Origin of the sequence: Brevundimonas aurifodinae (assembly GCF_040195595.1) — a bacterium.
Lineage (GTDB): Bacteria > Pseudomonadota > Alphaproteobacteria > Caulobacterales > Caulobacteraceae > Brevundimonas > Brevundimonas aurifodinae.
This window is the reverse complement of the sequence record NZ_JBEGDD010000010.1, coordinates 26,993-45,183: the sequence shown is the minus strand read 5'-3', so window position 1 is coordinate 45,183 and position 18,191 is coordinate 26,993. Positions and strand designations below refer to the sequence as shown.

General features: G+C 68.6%; 13 protein-coding genes. 8 read left to right on the top strand and 5 right to left on the bottom strand.

The window, feature by feature from the left end; translation table 11 throughout:
* Positions 1-4: 4 nt before the first annotated feature.
* Positions 5-301, bottom strand: a complete 297-nt coding sequence (locus ABN401_RS12155; protein ID WP_349685120.1) for a DUF6471 domain-containing protein — start codon at positions 299-301, stop codon at positions 5-7.
* A 123-nt stretch (positions 302-424) separates the two neighbouring features.
* On the opposite strand from ABN401_RS12155, the gene ABN401_RS12150 reads away from it, so the two are divergent.
* From ABN401_RS12150 to ABN401_RS12125, 6 genes are all read left to right on the top strand, one after another.
* A complete protein-coding gene (locus tag ABN401_RS12150) occupies positions 425-2,260 on the top strand; it encodes a type I secretion system permease/ATPase (RefSeq protein WP_349685119.1) in 1,836 nt (611 codons plus the stop codon).
* Complete coding sequence (locus tag ABN401_RS12145; RefSeq protein ID WP_349685118.1) at positions 2,257-3,660, top strand: HlyD family type I secretion periplasmic adaptor subunit; 1,404 nt, start codon at positions 2,257-2,259, stop codon at positions 3,658-3,660. Before ABN401_RS12150 ends, ABN401_RS12145 begins: the two co-directional genes overlap by 4 nt.
* A 70-nt stretch (positions 3,661-3,730) precedes the next feature.
* The gene (locus tag ABN401_RS12140; RefSeq protein WP_349685117.1) at positions 3,731-4,480 is read left to right on the top strand and encodes a sulfotransferase domain-containing protein; all 750 of its coding nucleotides are present in this window, start codon (positions 3,731-3,733) and stop codon (positions 4,478-4,480) included.
* Between the two features lie 300 nt (positions 4,481-4,780).
* A complete protein-coding gene (locus ABN401_RS12135; protein ID WP_349685116.1) occupies positions 4,781-7,456 on the top strand; it encodes a beta strand repeat-containing protein in 2,676 nt (891 codons plus the stop codon).
* Positions 7,457-7,616: 160 nt separating this feature from the next.
* Positions 7,617-8,360, top strand: a complete 744-nt coding sequence (locus ABN401_RS12130; RefSeq protein ID WP_349685115.1) for a class I SAM-dependent methyltransferase — start codon at positions 7,617-7,619, stop codon at positions 8,358-8,360.
* A 189-nt stretch (positions 8,361-8,549) separates the two neighbouring features.
* Positions 8,550-10,229 (top strand): glycosyltransferase family 4 protein, encoded by a 1,680-nt coding sequence (locus tag ABN401_RS12125; protein WP_349685114.1) that lies wholly within the window; start codon positions 8,550-8,552, stop codon positions 10,227-10,229.
* A gap of 201 nt (positions 10,230-10,430) precedes the next feature.
* Here the strand turns inward: ABN401_RS12125 and ABN401_RS12120 are convergent, their stop codons facing one another.
* Complete coding sequence (locus ABN401_RS12120; protein ID WP_349685113.1) at positions 10,431-11,663, bottom strand: glycosyltransferase; 1,233 nt, start codon at positions 11,661-11,663, stop codon at positions 10,431-10,433.
* Between the two features lie 178 nt (positions 11,664-11,841).
* On the opposite strand from ABN401_RS12120, the gene ABN401_RS12115 reads away from it, so the two are divergent.
* Both ABN401_RS12115 and ABN401_RS12110 read left to right on the top strand, forming a co-directional pair.
* Positions 11,842-12,660 (top strand): acyltransferase, encoded by an 819-nt coding sequence (locus ABN401_RS12115; RefSeq protein WP_349685112.1) that lies wholly within the window; start codon positions 11,842-11,844, stop codon positions 12,658-12,660.
* On the top strand, positions 12,657-14,318 hold the full coding sequence (locus tag ABN401_RS12110) for a glycosyltransferase family 4 protein (protein ID WP_349685111.1): 1,662 nt from the start codon (positions 12,657-12,659) through the stop codon (positions 14,316-14,318). The genes ABN401_RS12115 and ABN401_RS12110 overlap by 4 nt, the downstream gene beginning before the upstream one ends.
* A gap of 119 nt (positions 14,319-14,437) precedes the next feature.
* Here the strand turns inward: ABN401_RS12110 and ABN401_RS12105 are convergent, their stop codons facing one another.
* The 3 genes from ABN401_RS12105 to ABN401_RS12095 are packed head-to-tail and all read right to left on the bottom strand — an operon-like array spanning position 14,438 to position 18,170.
* The gene (locus ABN401_RS12105) at positions 14,438-15,019 is read right to left on the bottom strand and encodes a class I SAM-dependent methyltransferase (RefSeq protein WP_349685110.1); all 582 of its coding nucleotides are present in this window, start codon (positions 15,017-15,019) and stop codon (positions 14,438-14,440) included.
* 14 nt (positions 15,020-15,033) lie between these two features.
* A complete protein-coding gene (locus tag ABN401_RS12100; RefSeq protein ID WP_349685109.1) occupies positions 15,034-16,755 on the bottom strand; it encodes a methyltransferase domain-containing protein in 1,722 nt (573 codons plus the stop codon).
* The gene (locus ABN401_RS12095; RefSeq protein ID WP_349685108.1) at positions 16,752-18,170 is read right to left on the bottom strand and encodes a sulfotransferase family protein; all 1,419 of its coding nucleotides are present in this window, start codon (positions 18,168-18,170) and stop codon (positions 16,752-16,754) included. Before ABN401_RS12095 ends, ABN401_RS12100 begins: the two co-directional genes overlap by 4 nt.
* Positions 18,171-18,191: the final 21 nt, after the last annotated feature.

Sequence of the window (18,191 nt, the reverse complement as noted above, 5' to 3'; positions counted from 1 at the left end):
AGACTCAGTCGCGCCTGGGCGGCGTGATCTGGACGTGGTCGCAGCCCGCCGCGATCAGGCACTGCATGAAGAAGGTCGCCGTGAAGGCGCCGCGGCTGATCTTGTTCCTCAGGTTGGCCTCGGTCTCGACCACGCCCTGCTCGGCCAGGCGCGCCACCAGATCGGCGTAGGTCAGGCCCCGCCGCTTGAGTTCGGCCTTCAGAATCGCCTTGACCTCCGGCGCGCCCAGGGCGACCGGCTTCGCCACCCTGGACGAGGCGGGCTCGGGCGCGGTCGGGGGGGTGTCTGGTGTCTCAAGCATCGTCGTATCCGCGACCTTTGTCATCGAATACGATACATTTCTCGTTGACAGCAAGGGCTTTCGTCCGCATTCCTGCCGCCGCTTTCGTCCGACCTCGCGTCCGGACCTCTGGATGACGCCGGCATGACCGCTTCCGCCCCCGCCGCAAAGGCCGACACGCTGCTGAACGCGGCCCTTCGCAACGGCCGCTCCGCCATCATGGTGGCGGCGCTGTTCAGCCTGGTCACCAACGGCCTGTATCTGGCCCTGCCGATCTTCACCAACCAGGTCTATGGCCGGGTGCTGGCCAGCGGCAGCATCGCCACCCTGATCGTCCTGACGCTGGGGACGCTGTTCGTCTTCCTGATCTCCAGCCTGATCGACTTCTACAGGGCGCGGGTGCTGATGAATTTCGGCGTGGCCTTCGACCAGCAGGTGTCCAGCCACGTCTTCGCCGCCCTGTTCGACGGCGTGACCCGGCGCGAGCAGCCGCAGGGCTCCCAGGCGCTGCGGGACCTGGACCAGTTCCGGGTCGTGGCGACCGGCAACGGGATCACGACCCTGTTCGACCTGCCCTGGCTGCCGCTCTATCTGACGGTGCTGTTCGTGATCGATGTGTGGGTCGGGCTCGTGACCCTGATCGGCGCGGCGATCCTCGCGTTCCTGGCCTGGATGCAGGACCGGGCCAGCCGCCCCGCGCTGCGCAAGGCCAATGACGCGGCGATCCACAGCTATGGCTTCACCGAGCAGGGCCTGCGCAACAGCGAGGTGGTGCGGGCCATGGGCCTGCTGCCCCACATCGGCCGTCAGTGGATGAGCCATCGCCAGACGGCCATGGAGCACGGGATCGAGGCCGGCAAGACGTCCGAGGTCTGGTCGAACGCCATCAAGTTCGTGCGCATGGCGACCCAGGTGGTGATCATCGCCCTGGGGGCCTTCCTGATCCTGGAAGGCCAGCTCGGGGCGGGCATGCTGTTCGCCAACATGATCCTGTCGTCGCGCGCCCTGGCCCCCATCGAGCGGGCCGTCGGCACCTGGCCCCAGCTGGTCGCGGCCGCCCAGTCTTATGAACGGCTCCAGGCCCTGTTCGGACAGTACAAGCCGACCCTGCCCGGCACCGCCCTGCCGCGTCCCAAGGGTCAGCTCAGCGTCGAGGGCGTCAGCTTCGGCGCCCCGGGCAGCCCGCGCCTGATCCTGACCGGCCTGACCTTCGCCGTCCCGGCCGGGAGCTTCCTCGGCGTCATCGGCCCGTCGGGGGCGGGCAAGTCCACGCTCGCGCGCCTGCTGGTCGGGGTCTGGCCGCCGTTGGCCGGGTCCGTCCGACTGGACGGGGCCGATGTCTTCGGCTGGTCGCGCACCGACTTCGGGGCCCACATCGGCTATCTGCCCCAGGACACCGAGCTGTTCGCCGGAACGGTGCGGGACAACATCGCCCGCTTCATGCCCGACGTCTCGGACGCCGAGGTCATCGCGGCGGCCCAGAACGCCGGCGTCCACGACATGATCGTGCGCCTGCCCAACGGTTATGACACCGCGCTGGGCGGCCAGGGCGGGGTCACCCTGTCGGTCGGCCAGCGCCAGCGGGTCGGCCTGGCCCGCGCCATGCTGCGCGACCCGGCCTTCATCGTGCTGGACGAGCCCAACGCCAACCTGGACGCCCAGGGCGAGCAGGCCCTGCTTCTGGCACTCAGGAAGATGAAGGCCGCGGGCACGACCGCCGTGGTCATCTCGCACAAGCCGTCCATCCTGGCCGACGCCGACAGCCTGGTGGTGCTGCGCGACGGCAAGATCGACATCTTCGGGCCCAAGGCCGAGGTCATGGCCCGCCTGGCCGCCAACAACGCCGGCCAGCCACAGCCCCAGGCCTCGCCCGCCCCGGCCAACCAGTCGCCGGTCGCCGCCGACACCGCCGCAAAGGCGATCGCCGCCACCAACCCCGGCGCCGTCCCGCCCGCGCAATCGTCTGGAGGCGCCCGATGAAGGCCCTGTTGTCCCGCTTCAGCTGGTCGGACGTTCGCCGCTTCTTCACCGAGGACACCCCGGCGCCCGTGCCCGCGTTCGGCACCCCGGCCTCGGCCCCGCTGTCCAAGCAGTCCAGGGCCCGCATCCGCCGGCCGATGATCGCGGGCCTGGCCATCATCGCCGTCTGCGTCGTGGGGCTGGGCCTGTGGGCCAGCTTCGCCCCGATCTGGAGCGCCGTCCTCGCGCCCGGCCAGGTCCGGGTCGAGTCCAACCGCCAGACGCTCAAGAGCCGCGAGGGCGGGGTGGTCCGCGTCCTGAACGTGCGCGAGGGCCAGTCGGTCAAGGCCGGTGACCTGCTGATCCAGCTGGACGACACCGTCCCCCGCGCCCAGCTCGACGTGCTGAACAACCAGTTCGACGTGGCCCAGATGCAGCGCGCCCGCTTCGTCGCCGAGGCGACCGGCCAGCGCACCCTGGCCATCCCGCCCGAGCTGGCGGCCCGCCGCAGCGACCCGCGCGTCGCCGCCACCATCAACAACGAGATGCTGCTGTTCACCACCCGCCTCCAGGCCGTCGACGGTCAGAAGGCGATCCTGGACCAGCGCCTGCTCCAGCTGGAAAGCGCCCGCTCCGGCCTGAACCTGCAGGTCGAATCGATCGCCGAGCAGATCCGGCTCGTCGGCGAGGAGCTGGCCGGATACCAGACCCTGTACGAGCGCGGCTTCGCGCCCCGCACCCTGATCCTGGCCCGCCAGCGCACCCTGGCCGAACTGGGCGGCCGCCGCGGCAGCCTCCTGGCCGACATCACCCGCAACCAGCAGCAGGCCGGCGAGACCCGGCTCCAGCTGGCTCAGATCCTGGAGCAGCGCCGCTCCGAGGCCGCCACCGGCCTGTCCGACGCCGAGGCCCGCCTGTCCGACATCAACCCCCGCCTCGACGCCGCCCGCGCCAGCTTCGAACAGACCCGCGTGGTCGCGCCCGTCGACGGCTATGTGCTGAACCTCAGCCAGTTCACCATCGGCGGCGTGGCCCAGCCCGGCGAGACCCTGATGGACGTGGTGCCCTCCGGATCGCCCCTGCTGGTCCATGTCCAGATCCGCCCGGCCGACATCGACGAGGTCCGCCCCGGCCTGATCGCCACCGTCGACCTGACCGCCTATGCCCGCCAGGACAAGCCCAAGCTGGAGGGCGAGGTCGTCACCGTCTCGGCCGACGCCCTGACCAACGACCAGGGCGTGCCCTATTTCACCGCCGACATCCGCATCGACCCGTCCGAGCTGGCCAAGCTGCCCGAGGGGATGGCCATGAGCCCCGGCATGCCGGTCCAGGCCTCGATCCGCACGGGCCGTCGTACCATCATGTCCTATCTGCTGGGCCCGATGGGCTCGATGATCGGCCGCAGCCTGCGCGAGCAATAGTTCGGTGGCCGACGACGCCGAACGCGTCCGCTGTCTTGTCGCCCCCGATCCCGCGGAGCGGGTCGGATTCTTGATAGCCGGCGTCCAGAAGGGCGGCACCACGGCCCTGTTCGACCATCTTCGGGTCCACCCCGACCTGTCGATGGCGCCGGAGAAGGAGGTCCACTTCTTCGACGACGAGGGTCCCGGCTCTCCGGGCCGGGACGGCCGGGGCTTCGGCGTCGACTGGTCGGCCCCCGACTACGCCGCCTATCACGCCCGCTTCGCCCCGGCCGACGGGCGGCTGCGGGGCGAGGCCACGCCCATCTATCTCTACTGGCCCCCCAGCCTGGCGCGCATCGCCGCCTATGACCCGTCGATCAGGCTGATCCTGGTGTTCCGCGACCCGGTCCAGCGCGCCTGGTCCCACTGGCGGATGGAGCGGGCGCGGGGGGTGGAGCCCCTGTCCTTCTCCGAGGCGATCCGCTCGGGCCGCGCCCGCGTCGACGATCCCGCCGCCCCGGGCCATCACCGGGTCCATTCCTATGTGGAGCGTGGCTTCTACGCCGCTCAGATCGCGCGTCTTCTGGCCCTTTTCCCCCGTCAGCAGGTATTCTTCGGCGACGCTCGCCTGCTGCGGACACAGCCGACGTTGTTTCTCCGCAACGTCTGCGAATTTTTGAATGTGCCAACCTTGGGGCGGGTCGTGCCTCTGGAAAGTCATGTCGGCCCCTCTGATGGAGAGTTCGCCAGCCTTCCCCCCTCGGACAAAGACTATCTGACAGACGTGTTCGCCGACGATCAGAAACAGTTCAGAAATCTGACAGGGATTGAGCTCTAGGCCGCTCTGGCTGTGTTTTAGACCCGCCCCCCTCACTCTGTCGGTCGGGAGCTGTTCTTGCCGTTTGTCTGATCCGATCAATGCAGGCGACCGACCGGTTTCTGACGCCCGCCTGTCCCACATCTGGACACCGGTGACCCACCAACGGTCGCCCACCCCCCGGCGCGGCGTGCCAAAGCCGCTTGCAATCTGCATGGCCTCGGTTACAAGCGCCGAAGGGCGGGCTTGCGCTTAGACGTTCTCCATGGTGGGGGCGGACGACGGCGGACCACGGTCTGTGACACTTTTTGGAGAACTTTAATGGCCAATCTTGACTTCCGGGCGTCGACCCAGGCGCAGGCGACTGCCTACACGGGCGACGGTGCCGGCACCGACGTCATCTTCTTCTCGAACGGCTCCGCGACCGGCACCGTCATTACCGTGATCCCGGCGCTCGGTGCCGATCCGGAAGTGATCCGCGTCGCCAACGCCTCCGCCTCGGGCACCCAGTCGCTGGACTTCGCCCGCGCCGCCGTGACCGGCGTCAACAGCTTCCAGTTCGCCGACGGCTCCATCCTGATCTACGGCGGTGCCGGCGCTGAGACGCTGGACGGCGATGCCTTCGCCGACCTGCTGTTCGGCAACGACGACAACGACACCATCACCGGCAACAACGGCGACGACCAGATCTTCGGCGGCAACGGTGCCGACTCGCTGATCGGCGGCGAAGGCGCCGACCTGCTGCAGGGCAACCTGGGTGATGACGTCCAGCGCGGCGGCAACGGCAATGACTTCCTCTTCGGTGGCCAGGGCGTCGACAACCTGTTCGGCGACAACGGCAACGACTACCTCCAGGGCAACATCGGGGCCGACACCGTTTCGGGTGGCGCGGGCTCCGACACCCTGATCGGTGGCCAGGGCGCCGACACCGTCTTCGGTGGCACGGAAGACGACCTGATCTTCGGTGATCTGGGTGCCGACTCGCTGTTCGGCGACAACGGCAACGACACCATCCAGGGCGGCGCCGACGCCGACACGATCAACGGTGGTGCCGGCAACGACGTCATCAACGGCAACAACGAAGCCGACGTCCTGCTCGGCGATGCCGGCAACGACAACATCGGTGGCGACAACGGCGACGACACGATCGACGCCGGTGCCGGCAACGACACCGTCGCGGGTGGCGAAGGCGCTGACTCGATCGTCGGCGGCACGGGCATCGACCTGGTCAACGGCGGCAACGGCGACGACATCCTGGCCGGTGGCAACGACGCCGACTCGATCTTCGGCGACAACGGCAACGACAGCATCAACGGCAACGACGGCGACGACGCCCTGCTGCAGGGTGGTCAGGGCAACGACACCATCAACGGTGACGCCGGCAACGACTTCATCTTCGGCGGCCAGGGCAACGACTCCGTGCTCGGCGGCGTCGGCAACGACTTCGTCCAGGGCAACCTCGGCAACGACGAAGTCTTCGGCAACGACGGCGATGACACCCTGCTGGGTGGCCAGGGCAACGACTCGATCCTCGGCGGCATCGGCAACGACCTGGTCTTCGGCGATCTCGGCGAAGACACGGTCAACGGTGAAGATGGTAACGACACCCTGAACGGTGGCGCGGCCAACGACACGGTCATCGGTGGCCTCGGCAACGACGTGATCCTCGGCGGTGACGGAAACGACTCGCTCCAGGGCGATGACGGCAACGACCAGATCAACGGTGAAGCCGGCAACGACCTGATCCTCGGCGGTCTCGGCAACGACATCATCGGTGGCGACGACGGCAACGACACCATCGACGCGAGCGACGGCAACAACACCGTCAACGGCGGCGCGGGCATCGACTCCATCGATGCCGGAACCGGCAACGACGTGATCGACGGCTCGGACGGCAACGACACCATCAACGCCGGTGCCGGCAACAACAACCTGCTGGGCGGCGTCGGCAACGACAGCGTCACGGCGGGCGTCGGCAACGACACCGTCAACGGTGGCGACGGCGAAGACACCATCGTGGCCTCGGACGGCAACAACAACGTCGTCGGCGGTGCCGGAAACGACACCATCACCTCGGGCACCGGCAACGACACGGTCTCGGGTGGCGACGGCAACGACACCGTCGACGCGGGCATCGGTGCCAACTCGGTGGCCGGTGGCGCTGGCGATGACTCCATCACCACGGGCGCGGGTGCCGACACCATCAACGGCGACGCCGGCAACGACACGATCGTGGCGGGTGACGGCCTGAACATCCTCAACGGTGGCGACGGCAACGACTCCATCACCGGTGGTGCCGTGGGCGACAACGTCCAGGGTGGCGACGGCAACAACATCATCTCGACCCTGGCCGGTGCCGACAGCATCACCACGGGCTCGGGTGCCGACTCCATCGACGGTGGCGCCGACGCCGACGCCATCTCCTCGGGTGCCGGCAACGACACCGTGATCGGTGGCCTGGGTGCCGACAGCATTTCGGGCGGCGACGGTGCCGACTCGATCTCGGGCGGTGACGACGCTGACGCCATCTCCGGCGGTGCCGGTGACGACGCCCTCCTCGGCGGCACCGGTGATGACAACCTCTCGGGCGGCGACGGTGCGGACACCATCACCGGCGGAGTGGGTGCCGACACCATCTCTGGCGGCGCTGGCAACGACCTGTTCGTCATCGCCACCGGCGACACGGGCACCACCGAAGCCACGGCCGACCGTTACTCGGACTTCACGGTTGGAGACATCTTCGACCTGAACGGCGCTCCGCTCCTGGCGACCAACTACGCCGAGACGACCCAGGCCGACTTCGCCGCCGCTCTGACGGCTGCGAACGGGACCTTCTCTGTCCCGGGCAATGACGTGACCGTGGTCGTGGTCGCCCTGTCCGACGGCTCGGGTGCCTGGGTGTTCACCGCTCTCGACGCGGCGGCGGTCACCTCCAACGGTGCCTTCTTCGTCACCGGCGCAACGCTCGCCACCCTGGACTTCACGAACTTCGTCTAAGACGAACTCGCGACCGAAAGGTTCGACCAAAGTCTGGGGCCGCTCCGAAAGGAGCGGCCCCTTTCTTTTGTCCGGACCCTGAGCTTCGGCTGCGCCCTTGATCGGCGTTCACCCAACGGGCACGACTGTGGACCTCGACCCCGTTTCATGAGGTTCCGACGTGATCCGACCCGGCAATGCCCTGCTTGATGCCTTCATTGCCGGACCCGACCGGGCGGTTCAGAAATGGATCGACTATTTCGACGCCTATGACCGCCTGCTATCGCCCTGGCGCGGGCGCGCCCTGACCTTCCTCGAGATCGGCGTTCAGAACGGCGGCAGCCTGATGATGTGGCGCGACTATCTGGGGCCCGACGCGCGCATCATCGGCGTCGATGTCGATCCCAATTGCCGCGCCATGACCGAGCATGGCTTCGAGATATGGATCGGAGATCAGGCCGATCCCGCCTTCTGGGACGGGTTCAAGGCGGCCGTCCCCTCGGTCGATGTGGTCCTGGATGACGGCGGTCACACCATGCGCCAGCAGCTGGTGACCTTCGACGCCCTGTTCCCGATCGTGTCGAACGGCGGCCTGTTCATGGTCGAGGACACCCACACCAGCTATTTCCCCAGCCACGGCGGCGGCGCGCCCGGCCATCCGGGCACCTGGATGGCCCGGGTCAAGGATCTGATCGACCAGATGCACGCCTGGTATCACGCGCCCATCGACACGGCCGATCAGGTCATGGCGGCCGTGACCATCCCCTCCATCACCATCTTCGACAGCCTGGTCGCCATCGAGAAACGCCGCCGCTCGCCGCCCATCGCCTTGGCGCGCGGCGACGGCGGCCACCAGAAAAACCCGCCCGCCATGGACTACATCGCCATGCGCCGCGCCCTGCGCGTGCCTGACGGGGGCGTCTGACGCCTACGTCCGTTTCTGACGCATCCGCCCCCTAGGCTGGGGGTCCGGCCTTCTGTTCGCCGGGCCTGGTCAGGAGGATTTCGCACGTTTCAGACGGTTCGCACGCAGTTTCACGCCCCGCCTTTCGCCCCCGCCGCCCAGCCTCTAGACAGAAGGGATCAGCCGGGCGGGGGAGGCCCGCCTTAATCCATGTCCGACGTCGTCCTGTATCTGAACCCCGAGGCCTTCGACACCAAGGGGCCGGCCCTGATGGGGCGTCAGTCGGCGGGCGAGAGCTTCCTGCGTGGCTATCTGCGCCATTCCCGCAGTCCCCGCTGGGCCTTCTGGAACGTGGCGAACCGCAAGCCCGAGGTCCTCTCGGCGGCGTTGGCCGAGCTGGCCGACGTCAATCGCCCGGTCAGCTGGATCGCCCGCCACGATCGCGGCGGCCTGGCCCGGATCGGCAACGTCCACCTGCCCCAGCCCAACGTCGCGCGCGAGGGCTGGCGGCGGAACATGGCGGGCCTGCGCCGCGGCTATGGCATCAGCGGGATCACCCACACGACGGCCTCCATGGACATCATGGATTCCCTCGCCGACCTGATGAGCGCCCCGATCGAGCCCTGGGACAGCCTGATCTGCACCTCCAGCGCCGTCCGGGCCTCGGTCGAGATCGAGCTGGAGGCCGTGCGCGTCGATCTGGAGGAAAGGCTGGGCGCCACCCGGGTCTCGACCCCGAACCTGCTCACCATCCCGCTGGCCATCAACACAGAGGATTTCCAGTCCACGCCGGATCAGCGAAAAGCCTGGCGCGAACGGCTGGATATTCCCGACGACGCCGTGGTGGTCCTCTACATGGGCCGGTTCAATCCGGCGGTGAAGATGAACCCCCTGCCGATGGCGCTGGCCCTGGAAAAGGCGGCCCGGCGCAGCTCGAAGCCGGTCTTCTGGGTCCAGGCCGGCTGGGCCACGAGCGCCGAGGCCGAGACGACCTATCACGACGAATGCCGCGCCCTGTGCCCCTCGGTCGGCTATCGCCACGTCGACGGGCGCGAGGCGGGGACGCGGTTCTCGATCTGGTCGGTCGCGGACCTGTTCATCTCCCTGTCCGACAATATCCAGGAGACCTTCGGCCTGACCCCGCTCGAGGCCATGGCCGCGGGCCTGCCGGGCGTCGTGTCCGACTGGGACGGCTATCGCGACACGCTGCGTCACGGCGTCGACGGCTTCCGCGCCGCCACCTATGCCCCCGCCGCCGGGGCCGGGCGCGACCTGGCCTATCGCCATGCCAACGACTGGATCAGCTACGATCTCTATGTCGGCGCCGCCAGCCAGGTGATCGCCGTCTCCGTCGACGAAGCGGCGCAAGGGTTGCTGGACCTGATCGAGAACGACGATCTGCGTCGTCGCATGGGTCGATCCGCCCAGGCCCGCGCCCGGTCCCTGTTCGACTGGTCGGCCGTCATTCCCCAGTACGAGGCGCTGTGGACCGAGATGAGCGCCCGCCGCGAGGCCGCCCGGCCCCTGCCGGCCATGCCGCGAAATCTGGCCCCCAACCCCCGGCGGCTGGATCCCTTTCATCTGTTCGGGGGCTATGCGACCGAGTGGTCCAGCCCCTCGACCCTGCTGATGCTGACGCCCGGCCGGACGGCCGCCGACGTGGAGGCTCTCATGGCCATGAAGCTGCCGACGTTCGGCGGCTTCACCGGTCCGACGCGCGAAGAAGCCCTGAAGGTGGTCGAGACCCTGTCGGATGGATCACAGCGGAGCATCCGCGATCTGGTGGCCGACGCCCCGCCCGGCCGGCGTCCGTTCCTGGAGCGCGGCCTGCTCTGGATGGTCAAATACGACATCCTGACCCTGCTTGCGCGCGGTGCCCACGTCGCCTGACGCGACGCAGAAAATCAGGGCTTCGAAATGCAATCGGCCGGGCCCCCCGCTGTCGCGAAGAACCCGGCCGAAGTGACACAGCCCGCTGGAGAACAAGCCGAACCCGATAAATGCCACAAGCCAAGCCCGTGTGAAAGGCCATTCCCCCCGCGAATCGACTTTTAAGTCCGCCAACGATCACAAGTGCGGCATAGCTTTGGCTCAGGCCGGGCCGATCAGCTCCTGGATCAGGGCCAGCCATTTCGGCACGCCGACGGTCTCCCGGTCGAAAAGCCGGAGCGCCTTTTCGCGGGCCGCCTTGCGCAGGCCCGTGTAGCGGTCCGGATTGGCGCAGGCGTCGATCATGGCCCGCGACAGGGCGTCGACGTCGAAGAAATCGTTCAGAATGCCTTCCTCGCCCGAGGTGATCGCGTCCCTGACCGGCGCGGTGTCGGACCCCAGGATCAGGCACTCGCAGGCCATGGCCTCGACCAGCGACCACGAGAGCACGAACGGATAGGTGTAATAGACGTGGGCCCAAGACATCGACAAGGCCGCCAGCATCTGAGGGTGGGGCACCTTTCCCGTGAAATGGATCCGGTTCAGGTCAAGATGGTCGCCGACCTCGGCCAGCATCTTGTTCTTCCAGGTCTGACCGTCGGGCAACTGGCCGCCGTAGCCCTTGCCGTCGTCGCCGCCGATGACGATGACCTGGGCGTCCGGCCGCGCCTGCAGCAGGGTCGGCAGGGCCCGCATGAAGATGTGGAAGCCGCGCAGACGCTCGAAATTCCGGTTGATGAAGGTGATGACCGGCGTCGATCCGTCCAGCACCGTGCCGTTCGGCATCTTCAGCGATCCGGACTTGCGCGCGGTCTTGGCGATGTCCACGCCCTCGTGGAACACCCGGATCATCGGCTGGAACGCCTTGGGGTGGGTCGAGGCCTGGAACGGCGTGGGGCAAACGATGACGTCGGCCGTCGAACAGGCCCCGGCCATGCCGATGTTCTTGGCGCTGGACCTCAGGTCGTCGGCGAAGGTGCGGTTCTCGAACTCCAGGTCGAATCCGACGTCGGCCCCGCGCGACTTGTAGAAGAACTCGCCGAACAGGACGATCGGCACGCCGGGAAAGACCTCGTGCATATGGATGGTCTCGCCCCAGCCAGGGTGGCCGATGATCAGGTCCGGAATGAACCCGTCGGCCTTGAACTGGGCGGCCAGGTGAGCGGCGGCGTCGGCGCGCAGCAGGTCGGCCTCGGCCCGCGTGGCGGGCTCGAAAATCCCTGCCGTCGAGCCGCGTCCCAGCTTCCAGCGACGGACATCGACCCCGGGGCGGTTCTTGCCGGTCGGCCCCGCCACCGCCGCCACCTTGTATCCGGCGGCCAGACAGCCGTCCGCGATGTGCGGGAACTGGCCCGGAAAGTTCTGATGGACGAACAGGATACGCTTGGCGGCCAAGAGCGGGTCTTTCGCTGCGGCGCCGGTCGTCGCGCGCCTTTTCCCTTGTGCCGCAAGCGTCTGACGGGTCAACAGCGAACCTTTGATGCCGTGAATCAAGGTCCAGCAGGTTTCTGGGGTCTGATCCGACCGGAAAACCGCTCACACTTTTCCGGATCAGACCCTAGGGTTCACCGCGATGGCGACGCGAAAGACAGGATCGGAAGACGAGGCGGTCACGGCCCCGTTCGAGGCCGGCGTGTCCTCGCGTGGCGAGGGCAACGCGGTCGACCTGGCACCCGACTGCGTGATCGGCGGCCGCATCGAGGTGATCGGACGGCGTAATCGCTTGACCGTGGCTCCGGGCGCGACGCTGGAGCGCTATGCCCCCGCCGGCTTCGGCGCGACGGTGCCCGACATCGGCAAGCGATCGGACGCCTCCATCCTGATCGAGGGCGACGACAATGTGGTGGAGATCGCCGAGGGAACGCGGCTTGGCATGAACATCGTGGTCCGGGGCAACGGCAACCGGATCGTCATCGGCCGCGACGCCTGGCTGCACGGCTTCGCCAATCTGATCACGGACGGTGCCACCCTGAAGGTCGGGTCCCGCACGACCATGGTGCAGGGCTCACTGCAACTGCACGAGCCGCTGACCCTGAGCATCGGCGAGGACTGCATGATCTCGTCCCAGGTCTATGTGTCTGTCAGCGACATCCATCCCATCCACGATCGCATGACCGGCGCGCGGATTAACCCGGGCCGCTCCGTCGAGATCGGCGACCACGTCTGGCTCGGTCTGCGGACCATGGTGATGAAGGGCAGCGGGATCGGGACGGGCGCGATCACGGCCGCCGGGTCCATCGTCTCGGGCGAAGTCCCGGCCCACTGCATCGCCGGTGGCGCGCCCGCGCGGGTCATGCGGCGCGAGGTGACGTGGTCGCGAGAACTCGATCCGGACGCGCCCCTCGTCGTCGAGGCGACTCCCCGGCGTGGGTGGCGACTGTTCGGTCGATGAAGCGTCTCGGCATATATCACCCCGCCGGCCGGGCCGGGCGGGGGGCCAATGTCTTCGGCATGCAGGTGGCCAACGTCGAACTGTTCCAGGCGGTGGCGCGATACGGCGGGCTGGACCGGCTCGATGTCCTTACCCACGTCGACGTGACCGGTGACCAGATCCGGCCTGGTCTGCTGGGGCCTGAGGGGGGAACGGTCGACATCCAGGCGACCCTGATCTTGAACCAGGCGCGCGCGAGGGACGCCGGCGCCGTCCTGCGCGGCGGACCCCGGATCGATGAACTGGCCTGGGTGCGCCGCTTCGTTGTGGGAGAGACGGCCTACAGCCTCATGGGGCTGATCCACACCATCGCCCCGCCCGCCATGCGTCAGGAGATCGCCATGGCCTCGATCGGGCCGACCCATCCGTGGGACGCGGTGATCTGCACCAGCCCATCGATCCAGTCGGCCATGGTCCGGATGTTCGACGACTGGGAGGCCTATCTGGCCGATCGTTTCGGCGGCGCGGCGCCGCCGCGACCGCAGCTGCCCCTGCTGCCGCTCGGCGTCTATGGAGAGGTGTTCGCGGCGGCGGCGGATCGGCCCGCTGTGCGGGGCGCGCGGCGCGCGGCGCTGGGCGTGGGTCCCGACGACGTCGTGGTGCTGTGGGTCGGGCGGCTGTCCTTTTTCGAGAAGGCCTTCCCCCAACCCATGTTTCGGGCCGTCCAGGACGCGGCCCGCGCGACCGGCGCGCGCGTGCATTTCGCCATGGTCGGCTGGTTCCCTGGCGGAGCCGAAGACGAAGCCCGCTACCGCGAAGCGGCCGCGGCCTATGCTCCCGACGTCGACCTGCATCTGCTGGACGGCAACGACGCGGCCCTGGTGCGCGAGATGTGGGCGGCCTCCGACATCTTCGTCTCTCTGGTCGACAACATCCAGGAGACGTTCGGCATCACGCCGCTGGAGGCGATGGCGGCGGGACTGCCGGTCGTGGTCTCGGACTGGGACGGCTATCGCTACACCGTGCGAGACGGGGTCGAGGGGGCGTTGATCCCGACCCTGGGGGCGCCGGCGCATGACCTGTTGCAGGAGACCGCGACCAGCCACGCCCTCGCCATCACCTCCTACCAGAGCTACGTCGGCACCATCGCCCAGCACACGGCGGTTCATGTCGGGCGCGCCGCCGAGTCGATCGCCGCCCTGATCCGGTCTCCGGACCTGCGCCGTCGCCAGGGCGAGGCCGGCCGTCGACGCATCCGCGACACCTTCGACTGGCGCGTGGTCGCGCCGCAGTATGTCGCCCTTTCCGAAGAACTGGCGGGGATCCGACGGGTGGCCCCGGAACGTCCGCGCCGACCGCATCCGGTCAAGGGCGATCCGTTCAAGGACTTTTCGGGGTTCGCGACCCATGTCCTGGGGCTCGACGATCGCCTGGCGCTGGCCTCGGGCGCGGCGGTGACCGACCTGGAGCGGTCATCCACCCTCTGGCTGGATCAGTTCGCGTCCAAACGGCGGGGCACGGCGGAGGAGGAACTGCGGCTGCTGACGCTGATCGCGCGCTCGGACGGGATCGCCGTCCGCGCCGTGCTGGAGGACTTCGCCGTGCCGCGTCGCAAGCGGATCATGCTCAGCCTGATGTGGATGGCCAAGGCCGGCATCCTGGACTGGGGTCCCCCCTAGGGCCTGATCCGGAAAAGTGTGAGCGCTTTTCCGGTCGGATCAGGCCCCAGGAAACCGCTGGACCTTGATTCACAGCATCGGCGGAATCGAGAAGCGATTCCTCCTCATCTGATCAAGGTCTAAGCGACGGGTCCGCTCCACGGCTTGACCGCGCGAATCTGGATATGCAGTTCACGGATGACGTTCCATGTCTCGTTGGCCATCCGGCGCAGGGTCGCGCGATCGATCTCGCCCCGTCGTTCCTTCTCGACCCAGGCGCTGTCATAGACCTGGACCGCGTTGACGACCTCGAAGTCGACGCCCAGGGCATAGGCCAGCATGGTGTAGTTGGCGCGCCGTGCGATCCAGTCGTCGTTCCTGGCCTTGGACATCATCTCGAACGTCAGGGGCGTGAAGGCGCGGACGTGGGTCGGATCCGACCAGTAGGTGTCATGCCGGAAATGCGGGACGTGGATCTCCAGCACGCCACCGGGTTTCAGCACCCGGTAGAGTTCGCGCATCACGGCGCGGAAGTCCTGGAACGTCGCCCCGACGTGCTCCAGCACATGCTTCATCAGGATACGGTCGAACTGGTCGTCCTCGAACGGCCAGGGGAAGGTCTCGATGTCCATCAGGACGTCGGGATCACATTCCTTGAAGCCGTCGGCGTTGATCCAGCCTTCGCGCTTGTCGAAGCCGCAGCCGAGGTTGAGTTGAGCCATGGGTGGGGTCTCGATCAGGCGTTCTGGGATTGACGAGGGGCCATGGCCGCCAGCCGCGCCTGACGCTGGGCCTCCAGATCGGCCCCGCGCGTGACGAGGTCGCGGTACCATGCCTCGCGGCGCGGCGCTTCGTGGGCGTGCATGCGATGGGTGGCGACGTGGGCCCGGCCGAGGTCTCGGCGACGTTTCACCTCGTCCGGCGACGCGATCAGTCCCAACAGCGCCTGATGCCATTCGTCCGGGCTGTCGGCGAAGACGGCGAAGGCGCCATGCGCCGGATCATCGGCGTAGATCAGTCGCGAACAGACCGGCACCACGCCGGCCGATGCGCTCTCGACCAGCTTGAGATCCGACTTCAGCCGGTTGAACGGCGTGTCAGACAGCGGCAGCAGGGCGATGTCGCACCCCGCCAGCAGCGCCATGTATTTCGGATGCGGCAGGGTGGGATGAAAGGTCTTGGACGCCGACGCGGGCAGGGCGTCGAAGAAGCCCTGGTCATGAACCACGACCCAGTCGATCCGGTCGGCGTGGGCGTCCGCCAGGGCCACGATCTGGTCCCGGACGGGGCCCCAGTCGTTCTCGCGGTTCAGCGCGCCGAAGAAAACCCGCATCCGGTCGCCCGCCTTGGGCGTCGTCGCCGGCGCGTCCGGCAGGCGGGCGGCGGCGTTGGGGAAGACGGCGACGTTGGGGTTCCAGCGGCGGATCATCTCGGCCAGGGGCTCGGTGGAGACGGTCACGGCGTGCACGCCCCGGAAGGCGCGGAAGTCGGACTCGACATACCCAGGCCAGTGATGCGGATCGTCGTCGATGTCGGACACGACGGTCCAGCCCTTCTGAACCAGACCCTCGACATGGCCGGTCAGGGTCTCGTCGTTCAGGAACTGGCGGTGCAGCACGAAGACGCCGGGCTCCGCGCCGCCGGGCAGGGCAACGGTGCCGGCCCCCCATGTCGCCCGGATGGACGGCAGGCTGGCCAGGGCGGCCATGGGGTGATCGACGCGGGCCTCGGTCACGCCGCCGACCTTCTTCATGCCCAGGGCCGCGATCGCCAGACGCGGCGGCAGCGGGCCGTTGACGCCGCGAAGAACCCACTGAAACGCGGACAGGTCCCGCTTGGCCTTGGACGCGTCGCCGCCGAACGACAGGGCGGCGGGGGTCAGGGCCTTGATCGCGGCCTCGGTCTTGTCGGGCCAGAGAACGCGCGCGTCGGCGTCCAGCGGCCCCCAGCCCGCGGTCGAGATCATCTCGACCGCCGTGTCGCGGCTGAAGAAGCGCAGGTGGGTCCGGTCCAGCAGGCCCGCGTCGGCATAGTTCCAGCGACCCAGCAGCTGTTCGCGCACAAGGGTCCAATGGCCGACGTTGGGGATGCAGATGGCGCAGACCGCGCTCGGCTCCATCCGCTCGCGCAGCGTCCGCAGCACGCTCCACGGATCCAGAAGATGCTCCAGCACGTCGCCGAAGATCAGGACGTCGAACCGCCGGTCGCCCCGACGCGCATCCAGTTCGGCCAGAACCGCCGCCTCCTCGATGCTGCCCAGGACGACCTCGTCCAGGACACCGCGCGCCTCTTCGGCGGCCTCGGCGAACAGTTCGACGCCCCAATACTCCGCAGACGGATTGATGTCGCGATAGGCGCGGGCGAATCCGCCGGTGCCGCAACCGATTTCCAGCACCCGCCTGGCGGTGACGGGAATCTTGGCCAGAAGGTCAGGATTGGCGTTGCTGTAATAGGTCATGATCGTCCCGGTCGGGCCAGCGCGCGCCAGCGTTTGGCCAGGACCCTGAGCGGTCGGGTCAGGGCCCAGCTGGGGCTGGTGAGCATCGCGTCGTGACGGGCTCGCAACGCGGCCAGTTCGTCGGACAAGCCGGTCGTCGCCTCCAGGGCATCCAGTCGCTCTTGCGCGGTCGCGCGCTCGGCCCGGGCGTTGGCCGCCCGTTGCCGCTCGGCCTCCAGGGCCTCGACCAGTTCGCGGTTCTGGGCCTGCTGGCGCAGGGCGCGGGCCTCGGCCAGGCCGATCTCGCGGCGGAGGGGCAGGATGCCCTCGGCCTCCTTGCGGAACCGCTCGGCCTGTTCGCGCGCCGCGCCGAGTTCCCGCGTCAGATGGGCGACCATGTCGCGCGAGGCCTCCCAGTGACGGCCGTTGTGATCGGCCTCGGCGTGGAACTGGTCGGCGAGATCGCGAAGGGCTGCGTTCTCCGTGAGCGTGTCTGCCAGCTCCGCCTTCAGGCCGGGCGCGTCCGCCGCCTCCGCGCGGAGGTCGTGCAGGGCGGGGCCGGTCAGGCGAGCCAGACGCTCCAGCTCGACCAGGGCGGCGTCCAACTGGGTGCTGTCAGGCTCCACGCCGGTGGTCGCCGCGCCCAGCCAGGACAGGGTGGTCAGGGCGCCCGACCACAGATCCCCGCGCCCCGCCAGGTCGGCCTGGTCCGCCCTGTGATGCCTCTGGTCCGGCGACAGGAAGTCGTCGATCCGGGCCTCGACCTCGGGTGTCGGGGCGGCCAGAGGATCGCCCCCGGCGGTCTGGATCCGCGCCAGGGCTCCGCGCCAGTCCGCGAGCAGAGCGTCATAGTCGATGAACACCCGCGCCAGGCCCCGGGTGTCGCGCTCGACCGCCAGCATACAGGCGGCCCAGGCCATGACGGCGGTCGCTTCTGAGGCGTCGCCGCGCGTCACGATGGAGGCCGCGACCTCCAGCGGATGGCGCACCATGATCACATAGACCGGTCGTCTTCCCTCAGCCCTGAGAGCCTCGTCCCAGAAGCGGATCATCAGCGAGGCGCGGGGGTCCTTGAGCACGGCGGCGGGTGCGTCGTCGTAGTTCCGGGCGATGAAGGCGCGGGCCTCGTCCAGATACTGGTCGCGCCGCGCCCACACGGTCGGTCCGACCCGGTGGCCGAAAACGTCGTCCCAGCGCGAGCCGACGGAGGCCAGGATGCGGTCATTCAGGCCGACCATGTCGGCGGGCTCCCAGAAGCCGGTCGGATTGTCGGGACCCGGCTGGATGATGTCGCCCGGCAGCGCCCCGCCGGCCAGCGACAGCAGCCGCGCCATGGCCGAGGTGCCGCTGCGGTGCATGCCAGCGACCACCAGGGCCGTCCGGGTCGTCGCGGCGGGGGTGCCGGCGGCTGCTGATCGGGTCGTGGCCGTGGCCATGTCTCGCGGGTCCTCGGGTCG

Bases quoted from the DNA above. Each gene is read 5' to 3' on its own strand.
- ABN401_RS12155 (WP_349685120.1), bottom strand. From the start codon at position 301: ATGCTTGAGACACCAGACACCCCCCCGACCGCGCCCGAGCCCGCCTCG.
- ABN401_RS12150 (WP_349685119.1), top strand. From the start codon at position 425: ATGACCGCTTCCGCCCCCGCCGCAAAGGCCGACACGCTGCTGAACGCG.
- ABN401_RS12145 (WP_349685118.1), top strand. From the start codon at position 2,257: ATGAAGGCCCTGTTGTCCCGCTTCAGCTGGTCGGACGTTCGCCGCTTC.
- ABN401_RS12135 (WP_349685116.1), top strand. From the start codon at position 4,781: ATGGCCAATCTTGACTTCCGGGCGTCGACCCAGGCGCAGGCGACTGCC.
- ABN401_RS12125 (WP_349685114.1), top strand. From the start codon at position 8,550: ATGTCCGACGTCGTCCTGTATCTGAACCCCGAGGCCTTCGACACCAAG.
- ABN401_RS12115 (WP_349685112.1), top strand. From the start codon at position 11,842: ATGGCGACGCGAAAGACAGGATCGGAAGACGAGGCGGTCACGGCCCCG.
- ABN401_RS12110 (WP_349685111.1), top strand. From the start codon at position 12,657: ATGAAGCGTCTCGGCATATATCACCCCGCCGGCCGGGCCGGGCGGGGG.
- ABN401_RS12105 (WP_349685110.1), bottom strand. From the start codon at position 15,019: ATGGCTCAACTCAACCTCGGCTGCGGCTTCGACAAGCGCGAAGGCTGG.
- ABN401_RS12100 (WP_349685109.1), bottom strand. From the start codon at position 16,755: ATGACCTATTACAGCAACGCCAATCCTGACCTTCTGGCCAAGATTCCC.
- ABN401_RS12095 (WP_349685108.1), bottom strand. From the start codon at position 18,170: ATGGCCACGGCCACGACCCGATCAGCAGCCGCCGGCACCCCCGCCGCG.